15 protein-coding genes are annotated in these 17,682 nt (G+C 61.2%); 8 read left to right on the top strand and 7 right to left on the bottom strand.

What is annotated here, in order from left to right; all coding sequences use genetic code 11:
* Positions 1 to 8: 8 nt before the first annotated feature.
* Positions 9 to 944 (bottom strand): hypothetical protein, encoded by a 936-nt coding sequence (locus tag B0H98_RS11255; RefSeq protein WP_106375158.1) that lies wholly within the window; start codon positions 942 to 944, stop codon positions 9 to 11.
* A 362-nt stretch (positions 945 to 1,306) separates the two neighbouring features.
* Here B0H98_RS11255 and B0H98_RS11250 point away from each other — a divergent pair, with 362 nt between their 5' ends.
* From B0H98_RS11250 to B0H98_RS11215, 8 genes are read left to right on the top strand one after another with little or no spacing between them, the layout of a single operon-like run.
* Positions 1,307 to 3,334, top strand: a complete 2,028-nt coding sequence (locus B0H98_RS11250) for a methyl-accepting chemotaxis protein (RefSeq protein WP_106375157.1) — start codon at positions 1,307 to 1,309, stop codon at positions 3,332 to 3,334.
* A 10-nt stretch (positions 3,335 to 3,344) separates the two neighbouring features.
* Positions 3,345 to 4,406, top strand: a complete 1,062-nt coding sequence (gene cheB, locus B0H98_RS11245) for a chemotaxis-specific protein-glutamate methyltransferase CheB (RefSeq protein ID WP_106375156.1) — start codon at positions 3,345 to 3,347, stop codon at positions 4,404 to 4,406.
* Positions 4,403 to 5,773, top strand: a complete 1,371-nt coding sequence (locus B0H98_RS11240) for a CheR family methyltransferase (RefSeq protein WP_106375155.1) — start codon at positions 4,403 to 4,405, stop codon at positions 5,771 to 5,773. The genes cheB and B0H98_RS11240 overlap by 4 nt, the downstream gene beginning before the upstream one ends.
* Positions 5,773 to 7,881: a hybrid sensor histidine kinase/response regulator gene (locus B0H98_RS11235; protein WP_106375154.1), complete on the top strand. Its 2,109-nt coding sequence runs from the start codon at positions 5,773 to 5,775 to the stop codon at positions 7,879 to 7,881. Before B0H98_RS11240 ends, B0H98_RS11235 begins: the two co-directional genes overlap by 1 nt.
* A 24-nt stretch (positions 7,882 to 7,905) precedes the next feature.
* Entirely contained in the window at positions 7,906 to 8,262 is a 357-nt protein-coding gene (locus B0H98_RS11230) for a response regulator (RefSeq protein WP_106375153.1), read from the top strand.
* 52 nt (positions 8,263 to 8,314) lie between these two features.
* The gene (locus tag B0H98_RS11225; RefSeq protein WP_106375152.1) at positions 8,315 to 9,997 is read left to right on the top strand and encodes a diguanylate cyclase; all 1,683 of its coding nucleotides are present in this window, start codon (positions 8,315 to 8,317) and stop codon (positions 9,995 to 9,997) included.
* A complete protein-coding gene (locus tag B0H98_RS11220) occupies positions 9,984 to 10,514 on the top strand; it encodes a chemotaxis protein CheW (RefSeq protein WP_106375151.1) in 531 nt (176 codons plus the stop codon). Before B0H98_RS11225 ends, B0H98_RS11220 begins: the two co-directional genes overlap by 14 nt.
* Positions 10,515 to 10,516: 2 nt before the next feature.
* A complete protein-coding gene (locus B0H98_RS11215; protein ID WP_106375150.1) occupies positions 10,517 to 10,903 on the top strand; it encodes a hypothetical protein in 387 nt (128 codons plus the stop codon).
* On the opposite strand, the gene B0H98_RS11210 is transcribed toward B0H98_RS11215, so the two are convergent.
* The 6 genes from B0H98_RS11210 to B0H98_RS11185 form a co-directional block, all read right to left on the bottom strand.
* Positions 10,900 to 12,105 carry a molybdopterin molybdotransferase MoeA gene (locus B0H98_RS11210; protein ID WP_106375149.1) on the bottom strand — a complete coding sequence of 402 codons (1,206 nt, stop codon included), beginning with the start codon at positions 12,103 to 12,105 and terminating at the stop codon, positions 10,900 to 10,902. The two genes, B0H98_RS11215 and B0H98_RS11210, sit on opposite strands and share 4 nt — an antisense overlap.
* On the bottom strand, positions 12,098 to 12,616 hold the full coding sequence (moaB, locus tag B0H98_RS11205; protein ID WP_106375148.1) for a molybdenum cofactor biosynthesis protein B: 519 nt from the start codon (positions 12,614 to 12,616) through the stop codon (positions 12,098 to 12,100). Before moaB ends, B0H98_RS11210 begins: the two co-directional genes overlap by 8 nt.
* A gap of 4 nt (positions 12,617 to 12,620) precedes the next feature.
* Positions 12,621 to 12,947 (bottom strand): DUF1244 domain-containing protein, encoded by a 327-nt coding sequence (locus tag B0H98_RS11200; RefSeq protein ID WP_106375147.1) that lies wholly within the window; start codon positions 12,945 to 12,947, stop codon positions 12,621 to 12,623.
* 88 nt (positions 12,948 to 13,035) lie between these two features.
* Positions 13,036 to 14,136, bottom strand: a complete 1,101-nt coding sequence (locus B0H98_RS11195) for a formate dehydrogenase subunit gamma (protein WP_106375146.1) — start codon at positions 14,134 to 14,136, stop codon at positions 13,036 to 13,038.
* A gap of 11 nt (positions 14,137 to 14,147) precedes the next feature.
* Positions 14,148 to 14,762 (bottom strand): formate dehydrogenase FDH3 subunit beta, encoded by a 615-nt coding sequence (gene fdh3B, locus B0H98_RS11190; RefSeq protein ID WP_106375145.1) that lies wholly within the window; start codon positions 14,760 to 14,762, stop codon positions 14,148 to 14,150.
* 64 nt (positions 14,763 to 14,826) lie between these two features.
* A complete protein-coding gene (locus tag B0H98_RS11185) occupies positions 14,827 to 17,679 on the bottom strand; it encodes a molybdopterin-dependent oxidoreductase (RefSeq protein WP_106375144.1) in 2,853 nt (950 codons plus the stop codon).
* Positions 17,680 to 17,682: the final 3 nt, after the last annotated feature.

Here is a 17,682-nt window from a genome sequence, read left to right as displayed (position 1 = left end):
CTAACGTATCAGGCCGCGTTGGCGCCTTGGTCAGGTACAAACTGCCCTGGCCGTTCAAACAGCGCCTGCATGGCGCCGGCAAACGGCGCTTTGGGTGGCGGATCAAGCTCGAAGTGGCGCCCGCCCACCCAGTGAAGCGGCGCAGCCAGCGGTACCTCTCTAGGCACTCCGTTGGCGGGCAGTTGAAGCAGTACATCGTCGCTTTCGGTGGGGTGCCAGTGCATCAACAGTTCAAACGGCGCTTCATGAGATGTGCGTGCTGCCAGCATGCCGGTGCTTGGCGTGCCATAAAGCTCGACCACCTGTGCAACACCATTGGTCAGCAGCGTCTGGCAGGTCTGGGCATCCAGCGGCTCGGTACTCACGGCGGTGATATTGGCGGGAAGCGCAGGCAAGCGCTCGGCCAGCTGGCGCCAGCGGTCGCTGCTGGTCACCACCATATCGCCTGCATTCAACTCCCAGAGCGCGTTGGCGTGGTCAAACAGTGAACGCGTCTTGAAGCCAGCTTCCTGAGGCAGCAGCGCCCCCAGCATGAAGCCGGACACGGTTTGCAGCGGCAGCCAACTGACCAGGGTACGGTTGGCCATCGAGGGCGTGTCCAGCAGCGCCTTGAGCGTGTTCACCTCTTGCATCAAGGTGCCCGCCTCGTGTACCTGCGGGCGCTGAAGCTGATGACTGAAAGCTCCGGTGGAGACAGTATCGAACAGATTGAGACGACTGATCGAGGCGTTTTCACTCAGCGCATTGGCCCACTCATCCAGCGTAATGGAGGCATCGGTAAGCAGCGTACCGTCCGGCAGGTCAAAGACATGCTGAACGGCATTGATCAGTCCGCTACGCTCGGGCGTGCCCGCCGACGGCAGCATATCCGTATGGGCAGGGCAGTGGCGCGAGGCGATATCGCGCAGTACGCTTAACAATGCATTCGAGGTGAGGGGCAGCATGCTATTTCCTTAGCAAGAACATCATTTCCATTGGCGCTGAGATTACGTCCATGTACCACTTTTGTCAAAAAAATAAACGCTTGCCATAAAATCAATTTAAATTAAATTTCTATTTTATTTCATACAGTTATGGAAAATAAAAATATAAAACAAGAAGACTATTTATAATTAACTCACATTAAGTTATAAACCTGTACAAAGAAGGCACCAACCCCCTGAAAAGGTGCCAGGACAAAAACTGGACAGCACTCATAAAAATCGGTGAAATCACTTACCATAGACCGCCACCTCTCACCGCCTGGCGGTAAACTGCGGCCTTGTCTGCCTTGACGGGTACAGGTCAACCGGGAGCAACCTTGATAATGACCTCGCGCTGGAAATCCTTGCCCTTACGGTTAAGGCTTTTTATCTCTTTCGGAACGGTGCTGGCCCTGGCCATGCTGCTTGCCCTCTACCTGCAGGCACGCTCGTTCAGCCAGGCCCGTTTGAACATACTTCTCAATGAAGAGCTGCCCGCCCAGGTAGAAGGACTCGCCAGACGTATCAATCTCGACCTGAGCCCTGCCCTGGCGCTCTCTAACAGTCTGGCCAACAGCTACTTTATAGAGCAGTGGGCGCGCGACGGATTTCCCGAGGAGAGCCGCCCAGACGTGGAAGCCTACCTCGCCCGCATGATGGACCAGCTGGATACCGAGCTGCTGTTCATGGCCGCGCAGTATCAAGGTGTGGGTTACTACTTTCAGTACCGCGAGGGCGAGCTGTTACAGCGCCCACTCGAGATGCCCGGCGGCGCCGACGACTGGTATTACCAGTTCACGGATAGCGGGGCGGATTACGAGCTCAACCTCGATCACGATTCGTTTTCCACCCAGGAATCCTTTGTCTTCCTGAATTTTCGCAGTGCCGCAAATGCCGCCAACGGCCGCCCGCTGCTGGTAGCCGGTGCGGGGCTGGATCTCTCCCGCCTGGCCACCCAGATTGAAAACTTTCGCCTGGGCCAGACCGGCCGGGCGACGCTCTTGAACGCGCAGGGCGAGCCACTGCTTCGCGGCGGTGGCAACGATCTCAAGACACTAAGCAGCCAAACGCTACAGGCACTTTCTCAGGACGCCAGCACGCCACGCGTGAATGAAGCGCTGCGCGGGAACGATGTCTTTCTGGTCAGTACGCTCTGGCTGCCGGAGCTTAAGCGCTATTTGATGGTGGAAGTCGACAGGGAAGAGTACCTGAACCTGTCGCGGGAGCGGTTTGCCACTTCGACGGGGTTCGGCCTTTTAATTCTGCTGATTGGCCTGGTGCTGCTCTATCCACTCACCGGGCGACTGATTCGCCCCCTCATCCACTTTCAACATCAGCTGCAAAGTATTACTCATAGCCTGGACCTTACCCGCCGGGTGGAAACCGATGACCGCGCGGAGCTGGGTGATCTTGCCCATCAGACCAACGCGCTACTGGAGCGTCTGTCACGGGCGATTCTGGCGGTTTCCAATAACGCTCAGGCGCTGACCCGAGTCGCCGACCAGCTAGCACAGACGGCAGGGCTTTCCGGCGTTCACGGCGGCGATATCAGCCACGAAGCCAATCAGACCATGGCCGCCGCGGTAGAGGAAATGGCCTCGTCGGTGGCGGAAATCACCTCGACCATGGAAGAGCTCTCCACCTCCTCGACCCAGATTGCCGATCACTCGCAGTCGGTGGTGGACGTGGCCAACCAGACCCTCGAGCGCAGCCGTAAAGGCAGCACCGCCATGCAGCTTCTGCAAGCCAAGATGCAGGATATCCGTAGCGACAGCGAACAGAGCCTTGCGGAAATCGTCGCCCTGGGCGCCAAGTCCAAGCAGATCAACAAGGTCATGGAGCTGATCAATACCCTGGCCGCACAGACCAAGCTGATCGCCTTCAACGCTGCTCTTGAGGCCTCGAGCGCGGGTGAATCCGGCCGCCGGTTTTCCGTGGTGGCCAGCGAAATCCGCCGTCTGGCCGATAGCGTTACCGACTCAACTCAAGAGATCGAAGGCCATACCGAAGAGATCCAGAACGCCATCAATCGCCTGGTAGTGGCATCAGAAAAAGGCGCCTCCTCCATTGAGCAAGGCGTTGACGTCAGCGTCAGTACCGCCCAGGACCTGGACGCCGTGCTCAAGGCGGCAAGCCAGACCAGCAGCGCAGCGCAACAGATATCGCTTTCCACCCAGCAGCAGAAAACGGCCAGCAATCAGGTGGTGATCGCGCTGCGCGATATCGACACGGCCAGCGCACGCAACGCTCAGTCGGTACGCAGCATTACCGAGATCAGTCAGGACATGATCAACATGTCCGCCGAACTCAACTCGCTGGTTCAAGAGTTTACCCTGGCACAGCAGGACACCGAGCAGCCGCACCGCTCATGAGGAGGCCACGATGAGCGTCATCCGGGTAGTGATCGCCGACGACAGTTACGTGGTGCGTGACGTGTTGCGCACGCTGCTCACCCGGGATGGCGACATCGAGATCGTGGGCGAAGCCACTAATGGCCGTGAAGCGGTCGAGCTTGCAAGACGGCTCTCACCTCAGTTGATCACCATGGATCTCAACATGCCGGTGATGGACGGGATGAGCGCCATCGAAGAGATCATGCATACCAAAGGGGTGCCGATTCTGGTGATCAGCGACCGCTCGGATGCCCAGACGGCCTACAAGGCGCTGGAAGTGGGCGCCCTTGAGGTCATGCCCAAGCCCGCTTTTGACGATCAGGATGCCGAGCATCTGCTGGCCCGGGTGCGCCTGCTGGCCGGCGTGACGGTGATTACCCGGCTACGCCGCCGCGCGACCGCCGAGTTTCAGGCGCAGCGGCCAACGCCAAGCGCACTGCCCACAGCGCCGCCACGCGGTTTCCAGCATGTCATTGCCATCGCCTGCTCGACGGGCGGGCCGCAGGCACTGGCGCGGTTGCTGAACCGGCTGCCGGCGGCCTTTCCTGCGCCTATCGTGATTGCTCAGCACATCAGCCACGGGTTTATTGAGGGCATGGCCCAGTGGCTTGCCTCACTCTGCGCCCTGCCGGTCAGCGTTGGCCGCTCGGGTGAGCGCCTGATGCCGGGCTGTGTCTACCTGTCGCCTTCGGAAAGCGACATGTACGTCACTCTTCAGCATCGTCTTGAACTCAAGCCAAGCCCCGCGAATGCACTGTACCATCCGTGCGGCGATGTGCTGCTGAAAAGCGTGGCCGATGTGTACGGCAGCGATGCCATCGGGCTGATTCTGACCGGTATGGGGCGCGATGGGGTCAACGGTATGCGTGCCATTCACCTTGCCGGTGGCAGAACGCTTGCCCAGGACGAAGCAAGCTCGGTGATCTATGGCATGAACCAGGAGGCCGTCAACGCAGGCGTTATCCGGCACACTCTTGCGCTGGATGATCTACCCGGTCAGCTATTGCGCGACGTTCGCTGTTCTGCGGCGCTATGGCAGCCCTCTTCATGAGTACGCTTGCCCCCTTCAAGGAGCTGGTCAGAAAGCGCTGTGGGCTTCAGCTTGACGGCATGGCCGAGGCGCGCCTTAACAAGGCGCTCGATACGTTACGGGCCACGACCGGGCTTGACGATGCGGTGGCGCAGCTTGCCCGCCTGGAGCGGGATAGCGCGCTGTTCGATCACTTCATCAGCCAGCTGACCGTTAACGAAACCTACTTTTTCCGCGAACCCGACGCGCTAGACTGGCTGGTGGATACCCATCTGCCCGAACGCCTGGCGGCAAAGGGCGCGCCGCTCTCCATCTTGAGTGCCGGCTGCTCATCCGGCGAAGAGCCCTATAGCCTCGCCATGGCGCTATTTGAACGCTACGGCGAGCGCGCCACCCGGCTATTTACGCTGGCCGGCGGCGATGTGGATCAGCAGATTCTGGGCAAGGCACGCCAAGGTATCTACGGCGGCATGGCGTTTCGCGCCCTGCATCCGGCGCTGAAGCTGCGCTACTTCGAGAGCCACCGTCACCTCTACAAGATCAGCGATACGCTGCGCCGCTGGGTAACGTTTCACCCGTTTAACCTGTTACAGCCTGCAGCCAACGCGCTGCACGGTCCGTTTGACGTCATTCTCTTTCGTAACGTATCGATCTATTTTGACGAACCGACAAGGCGGCGCATCCAGCAGTATCTGCATCGGCTGTTGGCTCCCCAGGGCATCATGCTATGCGGGGTAGCGGAAACGCTGGGTAATGATCTGGGCGTGTTCACACTTGCCCAAAGCAAGGACGTGTTTTACTTCCGGCCTGACAAGCTACCGGCAGCGCCATCCCTGGCACCTGCATGGGTAGCGGATACACGTGTACCTGCACTGCCTGACGCGCCTTCGGCTCCCCCGGCCGTTACGCTCCAGGCGCCGCCTCCTGAACCGCCGGTGCCCGATGAATCGTCGTCCTCGTTTACCCAGGAGCTTCAGCGTGCCCATCGGCTGCTTGACCAAAACGCGTTTCAGCAGGCCGCCGAGCTGCTCGAAGCGCTGCTGATCAGACAGCCCTGGTCGGTGGATGTGCTGTTGCTGTCGGGGCTGGTGGCGCGCTGGCAGCAGGCGCCGGAGCAGGCTTACGGGTTCTTCAAGCGGGCGATCTATACCGCACCTGACTGCTGGCCGGCGCACTTCTACAAGGCCGAGCTTTTCCGCCAGGGTGAGCTTGCCGATGACCCGGTTCAATGCCGTCACGGCTATAGCGCGGTTATCCGTTTATTGGATGAGGCACCGACCGCCAGCGGCGGTCTGCAAACCATCACTTCGCCGCTGCCGCCGGGGGATGCGCGCTTTCTGGCAAACCGTCACCTCGACGCACTACTTGCCACGCAGGGAGCGAGCTGATGGCGCTGGATATTCGACGCTTTATACAGCGCTTCATCGAAGAAGCCACGGACCACCTGCCCCGCCTGCGCCAGGGCGTCAGTGCGCTTGAGTCGGGGCAGCGCGACCCGGAACTGATCAACGAGCTGTTTCGCTCGGCGCATACGCTCAAAGGCTCTTCACGAATGCTCAAGCTTGTGCCGATTACCGCGCTTTCCCACAGTACCGAAGAGTTGTTGAGCGCCCTGCGTGAAGGCACCCAGGTGCCTGATGATTCGATTACCAGCCTGCTCAATCAGGCCATTGACGCCCTTGCCGACCAGGTAAACCGGCTGGCCCAGGACACCTCCCCCGATGCGCTGCCCGAGGCCGATGCGGCACTATGTCAGGCGCTGGAAGCCGCGGCGCTGACCCAGCCGCCAGTAGCGGACAACCCGCCCCCACCTCAAACGTTGATCGCGCCACCTTCCGAGACCGTACCGAACGTCCCTTCAGGCGCGACGGCGGATCTGCATTTGAGCGATACCGTGCGCGTTCGCCTTGACCGCCTGGACGATGTCATTCGCCTGATGGGAGAAGTGCTTTCCGGCCATCACCATCTGCACACGCTGGCGGCTCAGGCGGCCGCCTTGAGCCATACGCTTTCGCCAGCACAGCAGGCGCCCTTCAATGCGTTCAGCCGTGAACTGAAAGATAGCGTTCTGGCTCACGACACCCTGATGAGCGATCTTCACGACCGCGCTCTGCAAATGCGCATGCTGCCTTTGAGCGTGGTGTTTGACCCGCTTTCACAAATGGCCCGCGAGCTTGGCCGCTCACTTGGCAAGCAGGTCGACTGCCGGGTACGCGGCAGCGAAATCGAGCTTGACCGGCAGATGATCGACCGACTCTCCGAGCCGCTGATTCACCTTTTGCGCAATGCTCTGGATCACGGCATCGAGGCACCTGACGAACGTCAAACCGCCGGCAAGCCGCCGCGCGGCCAGTTGACCCTGGAAGCCTGGCAGGATGGCGGCTGGGTCGTGGTGGAAATGCGCGACGACGGTGCCGGCATTTCGCTTGCGGCGGTACGCCAAAAAGCACTCGCCAAGCAGCTGATCAGCGAAGAAGCGCTCGCCGCGTTAAGTGAGCAGGAAACCCTGGAGCTGATTTTTCTGCCCGGTTTTTCCACCAAGAGCATGATTACCGACTTTTCCGGGCGCGGTGTGGGGATGGATGTCGTCAAGCGCACCATCGTGGATGAGCTAAGCGGTGACCTGCAGCTGAGCAGCGAACCCGGCAAGGGCTCACGCTTTACCCTGAGGCTTCCCCTGTCGCTTGCGATGATGCGCGTGCTGCTGGTGAGCGTCGGTGGCATTACGCTGGGCGTCACCGCACCGTTCGTGGCAGAGCTGGTCAAACGCGCCCCGGATACCTTTATCGATGCCGCCGGGCAGACCACGCTGATTCTGCGCAATGAGTTTGTTCCGGTGATCGAACTTGCTGACCTGCTGGAGCTTCCCAGAACGCCTGCCAATGATGATGAAACGCTGCTGCTGGTGGTTCACCAGCGCCAGCAGAAGCTTGCCCTGAAGGTCGATGCGTTGGTGGATGAGCGCGACATGGTCATCAAGGCCCTACCGGTGCATTTACGCCACCTGCCGCTGGTTTCCGGCATGGTGTCGATGGGGCGCAATGCGCTGGTGAGCCTGCTGCACGTGCCGGCGCTGATCGAACGCAGCCGCCGCGTGACCCAGCGTTTACCCGAGGCAGCATCGCAGAAGACCCACCACATTCTGGTGGTCGATGATTCCTTGAACACCCGGGAAATCGAAAAGGACGTGCTCGAGGCGTGGGGATACCAGGTTACCCTGGCGGAAAATGGCCGCGACGGCCTGACCAAGGCGTTAGCCGAACCGTTTGATGCGGTACTCACCGATATTGAAATGCCGGTCATGGATGGCTTTGCACTTACCGCCCGACTACGTGAAAATGAGGGTTATTATCATAAGCCGATCATCATCATCACTTCGCGGGAAAAAGAGGCCGACCGCCGGCGCGGTATCGAAGTAGGCGCGGATGCCTACATCGTCAAAGGCAGCTTTGATCAAAACAATCTGGTAGAAACGCTCAAGGCCCTGCTGGGCTAGCGTACTGCATTTAACGAGGCACCCATGCGTATACTGGTCGTAGATGACGACTCGCTGGCGGGCGAAATTACCGCCGCCTATCTTGAAGCACTGGGCCACGAGCCGGTAATAGCCCTTGACGCCATGGAAGCTGCCAGCCAGCTGGATACGCTCAGTGACATTGCCCTGATCGTCAGCGACATGCACATGCCGTTGATCAATGGCCTGGCGCTTCTGGAAATGCTTCGCGAGCAGGGTATTACACTGCCCTTTATCCTGCTGACCGGCGATGAGCCGCCGACTAACGCGACACAGCAGCCAGGACTTACGGCCTGCCTGCAAAAGAGTGCTGACCTGGACGTCACATTAGCTCACGCCATTGAACAGGCATTTAAAGCGTAAGCCATGCCATTTGATATGCTTACAACGTTTGTCCAACTGTCCAGGTAGCCTGATGTCCGTACCGGCCCAATCGCTGCACGAAAAGCTTAACCAGCTGCGCCAGCGATTTATCACCCAGCTCCCCATACGCTTGGAGCAGACTGCCGAACAGTGGCAGGCAAGCCGTGCTTCGGGCGAGGCCGAGGCACGCCTGGCGCCGGATCTCCACCGGTTCTTCCATAGCCTGAAGGGGACCGGACGCTCGCTGGGCTTCGAACGCCTGGCGCTACTTGCCGAACAGGCCGAGGATGCGCTGACCGATGCGTGCCCGCGGGCCGACCTTGATGATTTCATGGTCGCGCTGCTGCGCCAGTTGAACGATGAGCTGGCCTACCTGCAGACCGATCAAGGCCAGCAGAAATCCCTGGCCGCGCTCAATAGCGTCGAATTTACTCAGCACCCTGAACAGGTGCGAAGCAGACGCCAACGGCTTATCTATCTGTGCGATGACGAGCCTGAGCATGTCAGCCCGTTGATGCATCATCTGCGCTGTTTCGGTCACGATGTGGTGCACTTCGCCGATACTGATACATTTTTCAATGCGGTCCTGACTCGCCGCCCCGATGCCGTGATCATGGACGTGCAGTTCCCCCATGGGCAGACCGCAGGCACTGAAACGCTGACCAGTCTGAACCGGCTGACCGGCCAGGAACTCCCCTCCATTGTGCTCTCGGGGCATGGCGACTTTCACTCGCGCCTGAGCGCAGTGCGCGCTGGCTGCAACGGCTATTTCACCAAGCCGGTGAAGCCGCTGGACCTGATGCTCGCCATCGATGAGTTGACTGCGCCGGTGGATGACGAGCCGCTTCGCGTGTTGATCGTCGATGACGAGTACGAGGTCGCCGAGTATCACGCCCTGATGCTTGAAGAGGCGGGCATGATCGTGCATCAGGTTCACCATCCAAACGATGCGCTGAGCGCGCTTGAGCGCTTCAGCCCGGACCTTCTGCTGGTGGATGTCTACATGCCGGTCTGCTCCGGCACCGAGCTTGCCAATATCATTCGCCAACAGCCGGAGCATGTGGGCCTGCCGATCATCTACCTTTCCAGCGAAACCGACAGCCAGAAACAGATATCGGCCATGGCCGCGGGGGTCGAGGCGTTCATCACCAAGCCGGTGGTGCCTGACGAGCTTGTCTCGGCGGTACGCCTGCGCGCCGAGCGTCTGCGCCTTCTGCGCTCGCTGATGACCCGCGACAGCATGACCGGTCTTTATAATCACAGCACCACGACGGATCTGATCAACAAGGCGCTCGCCCAGGCGCACCGCAGCGATGGCCGACACGCCATGGCGATGATCGATATCGACCATTTCAAGACAGTCAACGACACCTACGGCCATCTGGCCGGTGATCAGGTCATCATTACCCTTTCCCGGCTGCTTAAAACCCGTCTGCGCCTTTCGGATACCATTGGCCGGTATGGGGGCGAGGAGTTTGTCGTCCTGCTCAGAGATGTCAGCGCCGAGCAGGCAGCCAAACTGATCGATGGCCTGCGCCAGGACTTCGAGCTTGTGGATTTTCACGCCGGTGACCTGAGTTTTCGCTGCACCTTCAGCGCCGGTATCAGTGACTTTCCCAACTACCCCACCACCCAATCGCTGCGCCTTGCCGCTGACCAGGCGCTCTACCGTGCCAAGCATCAAGGCCGCAATCGGGTAGTCAGCAGTACGGAGGCGGACAATGACGGTGAGTGATCACGGCGCGCTTACTCTCGACCAGGCGCTGAACGAGTACGATGCCGCGACCGGCGTGGTGGACGTGGAGGAGCCCAGCCAGCAGCTGGTGCTGTTTCGCCTGGCAGGCCAGCGGTTTGCGCTGCCGGGAAGCGCTGTCAAGGAGATCATCAGCCATGACCAGCCGGTCTATTTCGTGCCCGGCCTGCCGGCATCCACCGAAGGCGTGCTGCACCTGCGTGGGCATATCGAATCGGTCATTCTGCCCCACGCCCTGCTGGGGCTCGCGCCCCCCACGGCGCCTGCGTCGGGGATGATACTGCTGGTGGCGGCGGCGGGAATACGCAGCGGTGTGCGTATCGAGCAGCTGGATGATGTGTGCGATGTGCCGCATAGCCTGCTCAAGGCGCCGCCTGAAACGCTTTCCGAGTCGCTGCGCCCTTTCGTCAGCGCGCTGTGGCAACCAGAAGAAGGGGCGGCCGCCGCACTGCTTGAGCCGGAAGCACTGTTTGATGCCTACCAGCAGGGGCTTGGGTAGAGATGCAAACCGCTGGCGTGCCCATGGTGCTGTTTGCCGCCGGGGCCTATCGCCTGGCCCTTGAGGCACGTTTTGTGACCGGCATGGCCGATACGCCCACGGCCCACCGCCGCGTCGAGGCATCTGCGCTGCTGTTTCAAGCGCCCTGCTCTGCACCGCCGGTTTACTGGCTGACCCTGAGCGACGCGCAGGGTGTCTGGCAGCTCGGCGTACATCAGCCAGTTACCCTGCGTTCGCTGGCAGCCAGCGAGCTCTACCCGCTTCCGCCGCTGCTCCTGGCCCGCCGCATTCACCCAGCGCTGTGCGGAATCGCCTTCGAGCCGCCAGAATCACGCCTGCTGCTGGATGCCAGCAAGCTCTGGATGCACACACATCAGGGCCCAGCCTAGCCAGTAAGCCACAGGCAGCGGAGCGTATCGCCCTTCTCCACCGTATGGTTCGGGGGAATGACCGCCAGCGCGTGGGCCTCGATGCACGAAGAGAGCACCGCGGAGTTCTGGTCGGCAAAAGCGCTTGCGGTAATACCCGTGGGCGTGAACTCCAGCGCCACGCGCATATAGTGCTGGCGCGGCCCGGTCGAGGTGGCGAAATCCGCCGAGGCTGACAGCGCCGGAAGCGCCGCGAGCGCCGGGCAGGCCAGCAGCGCGCTCATCAGCGGACGCAAAAACAGCCACGCGCCTACAAACCCGGATACCGGGTTGCCCGGTAGCCCGACAAAGCGCGCCTGGCGGCCATCGGCACGCGGCAGCCGGCCCAGGGCCAGGGGTTTGCCGGGGCGAATGGCGAGTTTCCACATATCCAGCTGGCCAAGCGCTTCGAGTGCTGCCTTGACGTGATCCTCCTCCCCTACGCTTACACCACCGGTACTCACGACGACATCCGCCTCGTTGGCCGCCTGTTCAAGCAGCGCCCGCGTCTGGTCGGCGTTGTCTGGCACGCTGATCACGCGAACCACCTCGGCACCGAAGTTCTCCAGCAGCCGCTTGAGCATCGGGCGGTTGGAGTTGTAGAGCTGGCCCGGTTTTAACGGTGTTCCAGGCTCGATGATTTCATCGCCGGTGGAAAGCAGCGCCACGCGTGGCCGGCGGCGCACGCTGACCCGGGTAATCCCTTGCCCGGCCAGATGGCCAAGGGCGGCGGCTTCCAGGCGCTGCCCGGCCGCCAGCAGGCGCTCCCCCTTACCTACATCGCGGCCCATCAGCCGGACGTTGTCGCCCTGAGGAATATCCGCGGGCAGCATTGCGGTGTCGCCTTCAAGCGTCACGCGCTCCTGCATCACCACGCAGTCAGCCCCCGGAGGAATCTCCCCACCGGTAAAGATGCGCGCACAGGTGCCTGCCTCAAGAGGCGCGGCGGGGCTACCGGCGGCAATCCTCTGGCTGACCGGCAGGCGCTTGCCCGCATCCACAGCGCGCAGGGCGTAACCGTCCATGGCGCTGTTATCGAAGGGTGGCACGTCAAGCGTTGCCAGCACGTCTTCGGCCAGCACACGGCCGGGCGCGTGTTCCAAATCCACCTGCTCGGCCTCGAGCGGGCCGACGTCTGCCAGCAGCGCCTCAAGCGCCGTTTCGATCGGCTGCAGCTCAGCCATGCTGACCTCGTCCGGGAATCACCAGGTTGGCGAAGTTGCACGGCTTGTGGCGGCTATCCAGCTGCTCGGCCAGAATGCCGTCCCAGCCGGTGCGGCAGGCGCCGGTGGAGCCTGGCAGGCAGAATACCACCGTGGCATTGGCAAGCCCGCCCAGACAGCGGCTCTGAATGGTGGAGCTGCCGATCTCGTCGCCGCTCAGGCGGCGAAAGTGTTCGCCAAACCCTTCGATGTGCTTGTCCAGCAGGACAGATACCGCTTCGGGAGTGGAGTCCCGCCCGGTAAAGCCGGTACCGCCGGTGGTAATCACCACTTGCACGGCCGGGTCGGCGATCCAGCCGGCCACTACCGCGCGGATGCGGTAAACGTCATCCGGCACGATGCGCTTTTCGGCAAGCGTATGGCCAGCATCCGTCAGCCGCTCGACAAGAGTCTGGCCGCTGCGGTCGGTCTCTGCGGTTCGGGTATCCGAGACGGTGAGGACCGCTATGTTCAGGGGCTCCATGGGTTCCATGCGCCTACTCCTGGCTCTGTTTCTTGGCCTGACGCGCCTCGAGGGCGGCCAGCTGCTCCGGGATGGCCTTAGCCTGGTGGTTGGCTTTCCACTCGCTGTAGGGCATGCCGTAGACGTACTCACGGGCGGCTTCCAGCTCCAGCGACTCGCCACGCTCTTCGGCGGCGCTGACCATCCACTTGGAAAGACAGTTACGACAGAAGTCTGCCAGAATCATCAGGTCGATGTTCTGTACGTCCTTGTTGTCGTCCAGATGGCGCAGCAGGCGGCGAAAGGCGGCGGCTTCGAGCTCGGTACGGGTCGTCTGATCCAGTTCGTTAAATGCTGACATTGGCGTTGCTTCCATAAAAAAATGAGGTAGGGACAGCATAACAAAAGACACCGCCAAATGGCGGTGTCTCGGGGTGCTCAGGTGCTTCTCAGCTGGTTCGCGTGGCCGATGGCCCGGCGCCTGTACCAGATGACTTGCGCGCGGCAACCTCTTCTTCGGGAATCGTCTGATCCTTGACCTCTTCGTACCACAGATTGTGGTGCTCCTTGGCCCAGGTTTCATCAACGTAGCCCGTGGTCATGGCTTCAAGCGCGCCTTCGGTGCCGAGCGTACCGATATAGATATGACCCAGAGAAACGGCGGTGATGCCCAATGCGCCGACGGCATGAATGACGTTGGCCCACTGCATGGTGTCGCGGCTTTGGTCAAAATTGGGAAAATCGAGCACGAAGCCGCTGGCCACGACCATAAGACCCACGCTTGCCAGCAGCCAGTACCAGCCCTTCTCGCCGCCGTTGGCAAAGCCTGCATCCACGTGTTTCTTGCCAATCATGCCGCCGCCTTTCTTGAGCCATACCCAGTCGTGCCACTTGGGAATGTTCTCCTTGATCAGGCTTACCAGCATGATCACCAGGAGCACACCGAAGATGGGGCCCAGATAGTTGTGCAGCACCTTGGAGGCGGCAATCATCCATGCCCAGACGGCGTCGCCAAACAGGGTACGGAACACGAACTTGCCAAACAGCAGGTTCAGACCGGTCAGCGCCAGGGTCAGAAACAGCGTGGCCACGGTCCAGTGAAGCGCGCGCATCATCAGCGACCAGCGCAGTATCAAACGCCCGGTGCGCGGCGCTTCAAGCTCCTTGCGCCCTACGATCAGATAGAACAGCGTAATCAGCGCGGCGGTGCCGCCGATGGCGATCAGGCCAAACGGTGAGACCCAGCGGTTACGAATGTGCCGCCAGGTTTCGCCGCTTGAATTGATCAGGCTGTAGTTGCTGTCGTGACGTGAATCACGGTAGTTGGGGCCGGTTTCGCCACTGCGCACCTGGCGCCACTGATCGGCGGTGATACCCGGTGCGGCGGTGGTCATTTCACGGTCCGGGTCTGCCTGAGCAACGGCCACCGGGGTGACGGCAAGGCTCAGCGCCAGCACAAGTGCCATCACGACAAACCGCCAGATGCCAAGGGCAAGCCCCTTACCTGAGCGCGGCACCCCAGCGGGCGCCTGTGCAGTCAACAGGTTCATGACACGCCTCCTTACCCTTTCTGGGCAGCATCGTAGGCTAGGTTGTCGGTACTGGCCTGCGGATTGTTGGACCAGGCGCCGTCTTTATGACCGCGCTGAACGACCCGCTGACGGAAGATGTCGGCCACGTCCTGGGCATCACCGGCCAGCAGTGCCTTGGTGGAGCACATTTCAGCGCACAGCGGCAGTTTGCCTTCGGCAATCCGGTTGGCGCCGTATTTTTCGTACTCTTCTTCCTTGCTCTCGGCAGGGCCGCCGGCGCAGAAGGTGCACTTGTCCATCTTGCCGCGTTCGCCAAAGGCGCTGGTCTGCGGGAACTGCGGCGCGCCGAACGGGCAGGCGTAGAGGCAGTAGCCGCAGCCGATGCACAGGTCTTTATCGTGCAGCACGATGCCGTCATCGGTCTTGTGGAAGCAGTCGGTCGGGCACACCGCCATGCAAGGCGCGTCATCGCAGTGCATGCAGGCGACCGAGATGGACATTTCGCTGGCTTCGCCGTCGTTCAGGGTCACGACGCGGCGCCGCTGAATGCCCCAAGGCACTTCGTTGGCATTTTTACAGGCGGTGACGCAGCCGTTGCACTCGATGCAGCGCTCGGCGTCACACATGAATTTCATTTGAGCCATGATGTTCTCCTCTTGCCAGGGCAGGCTGCTGCCTGCCCTGGCCAAATATCTGGTTGACCGGGACCTACGCGCGCTCGATGCGGCAAATGGTGCACTTGGTCTCTTGCATCAGCGTGACCGGGTCGTAGCCGTAGGTGGTCGCGGTGTTGGCCGATTCACCAATGACGTAGGGATCAGAGCCCGCCGGATAACGGTCGCGCAGGCTTTCGCCCTGGAACATGCCGCCAAAGTGGAACGGCATGAAGGCAACCTTGCGATCCACCCGCGGCGTTACCAGCGCTTTCACCTTCACGCGGCCGCCTTCGGCACCTTCCACCCACACCTGATCGCCGTCTTTCACGCCCAGGTCATTGGCATCCGCCGGGTTGATCTCGACGAACATCTCCTGCTGAAGCTCGGCCAGCCACGACATGGAGCGGGTCTCTTCGCCGCCGCCTTCGTACTCGACCAGACGGCCCGAGGTCAGGATGATCGGGTAATCGGCGCTGTTGTCGCGCTCCTGGATCGACTTGTAGAGCGTCGGCAGGCGCATGATGGAGTCGAAGTCATCCCAGGTCGGGAAGCGCTCGACCAGATCACGCCGCGTGGTGTAAAGCGGCTCGCGGTGCTTGGGCACTTCATCGGGGAAGGTCCAGACCACTGCACGCGCCTTGGCGTTACCGTAAGGCGCACAGCCGTGGGCAATGGCGACCCGCTGAATACCGCCGGAGAAATCGGTCTTCCAGTTCTTGCCTTCCGCGGCCTGCTTCTCTTCGGCGGTCAGGTCGTCCCACCAGCCCAGATCCTTGAGCAGCTGGTCGGTGAACTCGGGGTAGCCGTCGTCGATATCGCTTTCGACAGGGGCGGAACCCTCGGCGAGCAGGTTGACGCCGTCACGCTCGATACCAAAGCGCGCCCGGAAACCCATGCCGCCTTCCATTACCGGAATGCTAGTGTCGTAGAGGTTGGGCGAGCCTGGGTGCCTGAACTCCGGCGTTCCCCAGCACGGCCACGGCAGGCCATAGTAGTCGCCATCGGCGGGGCCGCCTTCAGCGCGCAGGTTCTCGAAGCTGAACGTGTGCCAGTTCTTCTGGTGCTCTTTAAGGCGCTCCGGGCTCTGCCCGGTGTAGCCGACGGTCCACATGCCGCGGTTGATCTCGCGCAGCACGTCCTCGATCACCGGGCGGTTGCCTTCCATCGCGTAGTTCTTCACGAACTGCTCGCCAAAGCCCAGCTTGCTCGCGAACAGGTACATGATTTCATGATCAGGCTTGGATTCGAACAGCGGCTCGATCACCTGATCGCGCCACTGAATGGAACGGTTGGTGGCCGTTACACTACCGGTGGTTTCGAACTGGGTCGCGGCGGGCAGCAGATACACGCCGTCGGTGCGGTCGTGCATAACCGAGGCAACGGTGGGATAAGGATCAACGATGACCATCATCTCGAGTTTCTGCATGGCCTTTTGCATTTCGGTACCGCGGGTTTGCGAGTTGACCGCATGCCCCCAGTAGAACATGGCCTTCAACGCGGTACGCTGGGAGATGTTTTCATCTTCTTCCAGCACCCCATCCACCCAGCGCGATACCGTGATACCGCTGGTATACATGGGCTGACCGTCGGCGTATTCGGTATCGTCGAAACGCCCCTGCAGCCACGCATAGTCCACGTCCCAGACATCGGCCCAGTGCTGCCATGCGCCTTCGGCAAGGCCGTAGTAGCCCGGCAGCGAGTCGCAGCCAAGCCCCAGATCCGTTGCACCCTGAACGTTGTCATGACCACGCAGAATGTTGGCGCCGCCACCGGATTTGCCGATATTGCCCAGCGCCAGCTCCAGAATGCAGTAGGCCCGTGTGTTGTTGTTGCCGGTAGTGTGCTGAGTACCCCCCATGCACCACACCACGCAGCCTGGGCGGTTGTCGGCAAGGCGCTTGGCCACATCGAACATTTCCGCTTCGGGTACGCCGGTCACTTCTTCGACAACGCTGGGCGGGAACTGGGCGACTTCCTTGCGCACTTCGTCCATGCCGTAGACACGCTGGCTGATGTATTCGCTGTCTTCCCAGCCGTTTTCGAAGATGTGCCACAAAAGGCCCCAGATGTAGGCAACGTCGGTGCCGGGACGCAGGCGAACATACTTGTTGGCTTTCGCGGCGGTACGGGTGAAGCGCGGGTCGGCGACGATGATGTCGCAGTTGTTGCGCTCCTTGGCGATCAGGAAGTGCTGCATCGCCACCGGGTGCGCTTCGCTGGGGTTGGAGCCGATAAACAGCATCGACTTGCAGTTGTGCATATCGTTGAGCGAGTTGGTCATCGCCCCATAACCCCAGGTATTGGCCACACCAGCCACCGTGGTGGAGTGGCAGATACGCGCCTGGTGGTCGGTGTTGTTGGTGCCCCACATGGAGGAGAGCTTGCGCATCAGATACGCCTGCTCGTTGCTGAACTTGGCCGAGCCCAGCCAGTAGACGCTGTCAGGGCCGTAGCTTTCGCGAAGCTCTAAAAGCTTGTCACCAATTTCGTTGACCGCTTCTTCCCAGCCCATGCGCTGCCATTCACCCGCGACCAGCTTCATCGGGTATTTCAGGCGGCGGGTGGAGTGGCCGTGTTCGCGCAGCGATGCGCCCTTGGCGCAGTGCGAGCCACGGTTGATGGGGTGGTCGAAGGCAGGCTCCTGCTTGGTCCAGATACCTTCCTGGACTTCGGCATAAACGCCGCAGCCTACCGAGCAGTGCGAGCAGATGGTGCGCTTGGTTTCAACCGGCGAATCCAGCACCGGCGTTTTTTCCGCGGACTCTGCACGCTGCATCATGGGCGCGCCGATAAAGCCGGCGGCGGCCACACCGCCAACCGTAGCACCGCTGCGTTTCATGAACTGACGACGCGAGATTCCAAGTCCTGGGGCCTTGGGCGTATCAGATTTGCGAGTAAGGCGCATGGC

The organism is Vreelandella songnenensis (assembly GCF_003002925.1).
Taxonomy (GTDB): domain Bacteria; phylum Pseudomonadota; class Gammaproteobacteria; order Pseudomonadales; family Halomonadaceae; genus Vreelandella; species Vreelandella songnenensis.
Note: the sequence above shows the minus strand (reverse complement) of the source record. Positions and strands in the feature narration are given on the sequence as shown.

Bases quoted from the DNA above. Each gene is read 5' to 3' on its own strand.
- B0H98_RS11215 (WP_106375150.1), top strand. From the start codon at position 10,517: ATGCAAACCGCTGGCGTGCCCATGGTGCTGTTTGCCGCCGGGGCCTAT.
- fdh3B (WP_106375145.1), bottom strand. From the start codon at position 14,762: ATGGCTCAAATGAAATTCATGTGTGACGCCGAGCGCTGCATCGAGTGC.
- B0H98_RS11230 (WP_106375153.1), top strand. From the start codon at position 7,906: ATGCGTATACTGGTCGTAGATGACGACTCGCTGGCGGGCGAAATTACC.
- B0H98_RS11210 (WP_106375149.1), bottom strand. From the start codon at position 12,105: ATGGCTGAGCTGCAGCCGATCGAAACGGCGCTTGAGGCGCTGCTGGCA.
- B0H98_RS11255 (WP_106375158.1), bottom strand. From the start codon at position 944: ATGCTGCCCCTCACCTCGAATGCATTGTTAAGCGTACTGCGCGATATC.
- B0H98_RS11200 (WP_106375147.1), bottom strand. From the start codon at position 12,947: ATGTCAGCATTTAACGAACTGGATCAGACGACCCGTACCGAGCTCGAA.
- B0H98_RS11195 (WP_106375146.1), bottom strand. From the start codon at position 14,136: ATGAACCTGTTGACTGCACAGGCGCCCGCTGGGGTGCCGCGCTCAGGT.
- B0H98_RS11235 (WP_106375154.1), top strand. From the start codon at position 5,773: ATGGCGCTGGATATTCGACGCTTTATACAGCGCTTCATCGAAGAAGCC.
- B0H98_RS11185 (WP_106375144.1), bottom strand. From the start codon at position 17,679: ATGCGCCTTACTCGCAAATCTGATACGCCCAAGGCCCCAGGACTTGGA.
- B0H98_RS11220 (WP_106375151.1), top strand. From the start codon at position 9,984: ATGACGGTGAGTGATCACGGCGCGCTTACTCTCGACCAGGCGCTGAAC.
- B0H98_RS11240 (WP_106375155.1), top strand. From the start codon at position 4,403: ATGAGTACGCTTGCCCCCTTCAAGGAGCTGGTCAGAAAGCGCTGTGGG.
- moaB (WP_106375148.1), bottom strand. From the start codon at position 12,616: ATGGAACCCATGGAGCCCCTGAACATAGCGGTCCTCACCGTCTCGGAT.
- cheB (WP_106375156.1), top strand. From the start codon at position 3,345: ATGAGCGTCATCCGGGTAGTGATCGCCGACGACAGTTACGTGGTGCGT.
- B0H98_RS11225 (WP_106375152.1), top strand. From the start codon at position 8,315: ATGTCCGTACCGGCCCAATCGCTGCACGAAAAGCTTAACCAGCTGCGC.
- B0H98_RS11250 (WP_106375157.1), top strand. From the start codon at position 1,307: ATGACCTCGCGCTGGAAATCCTTGCCCTTACGGTTAAGGCTTTTTATC.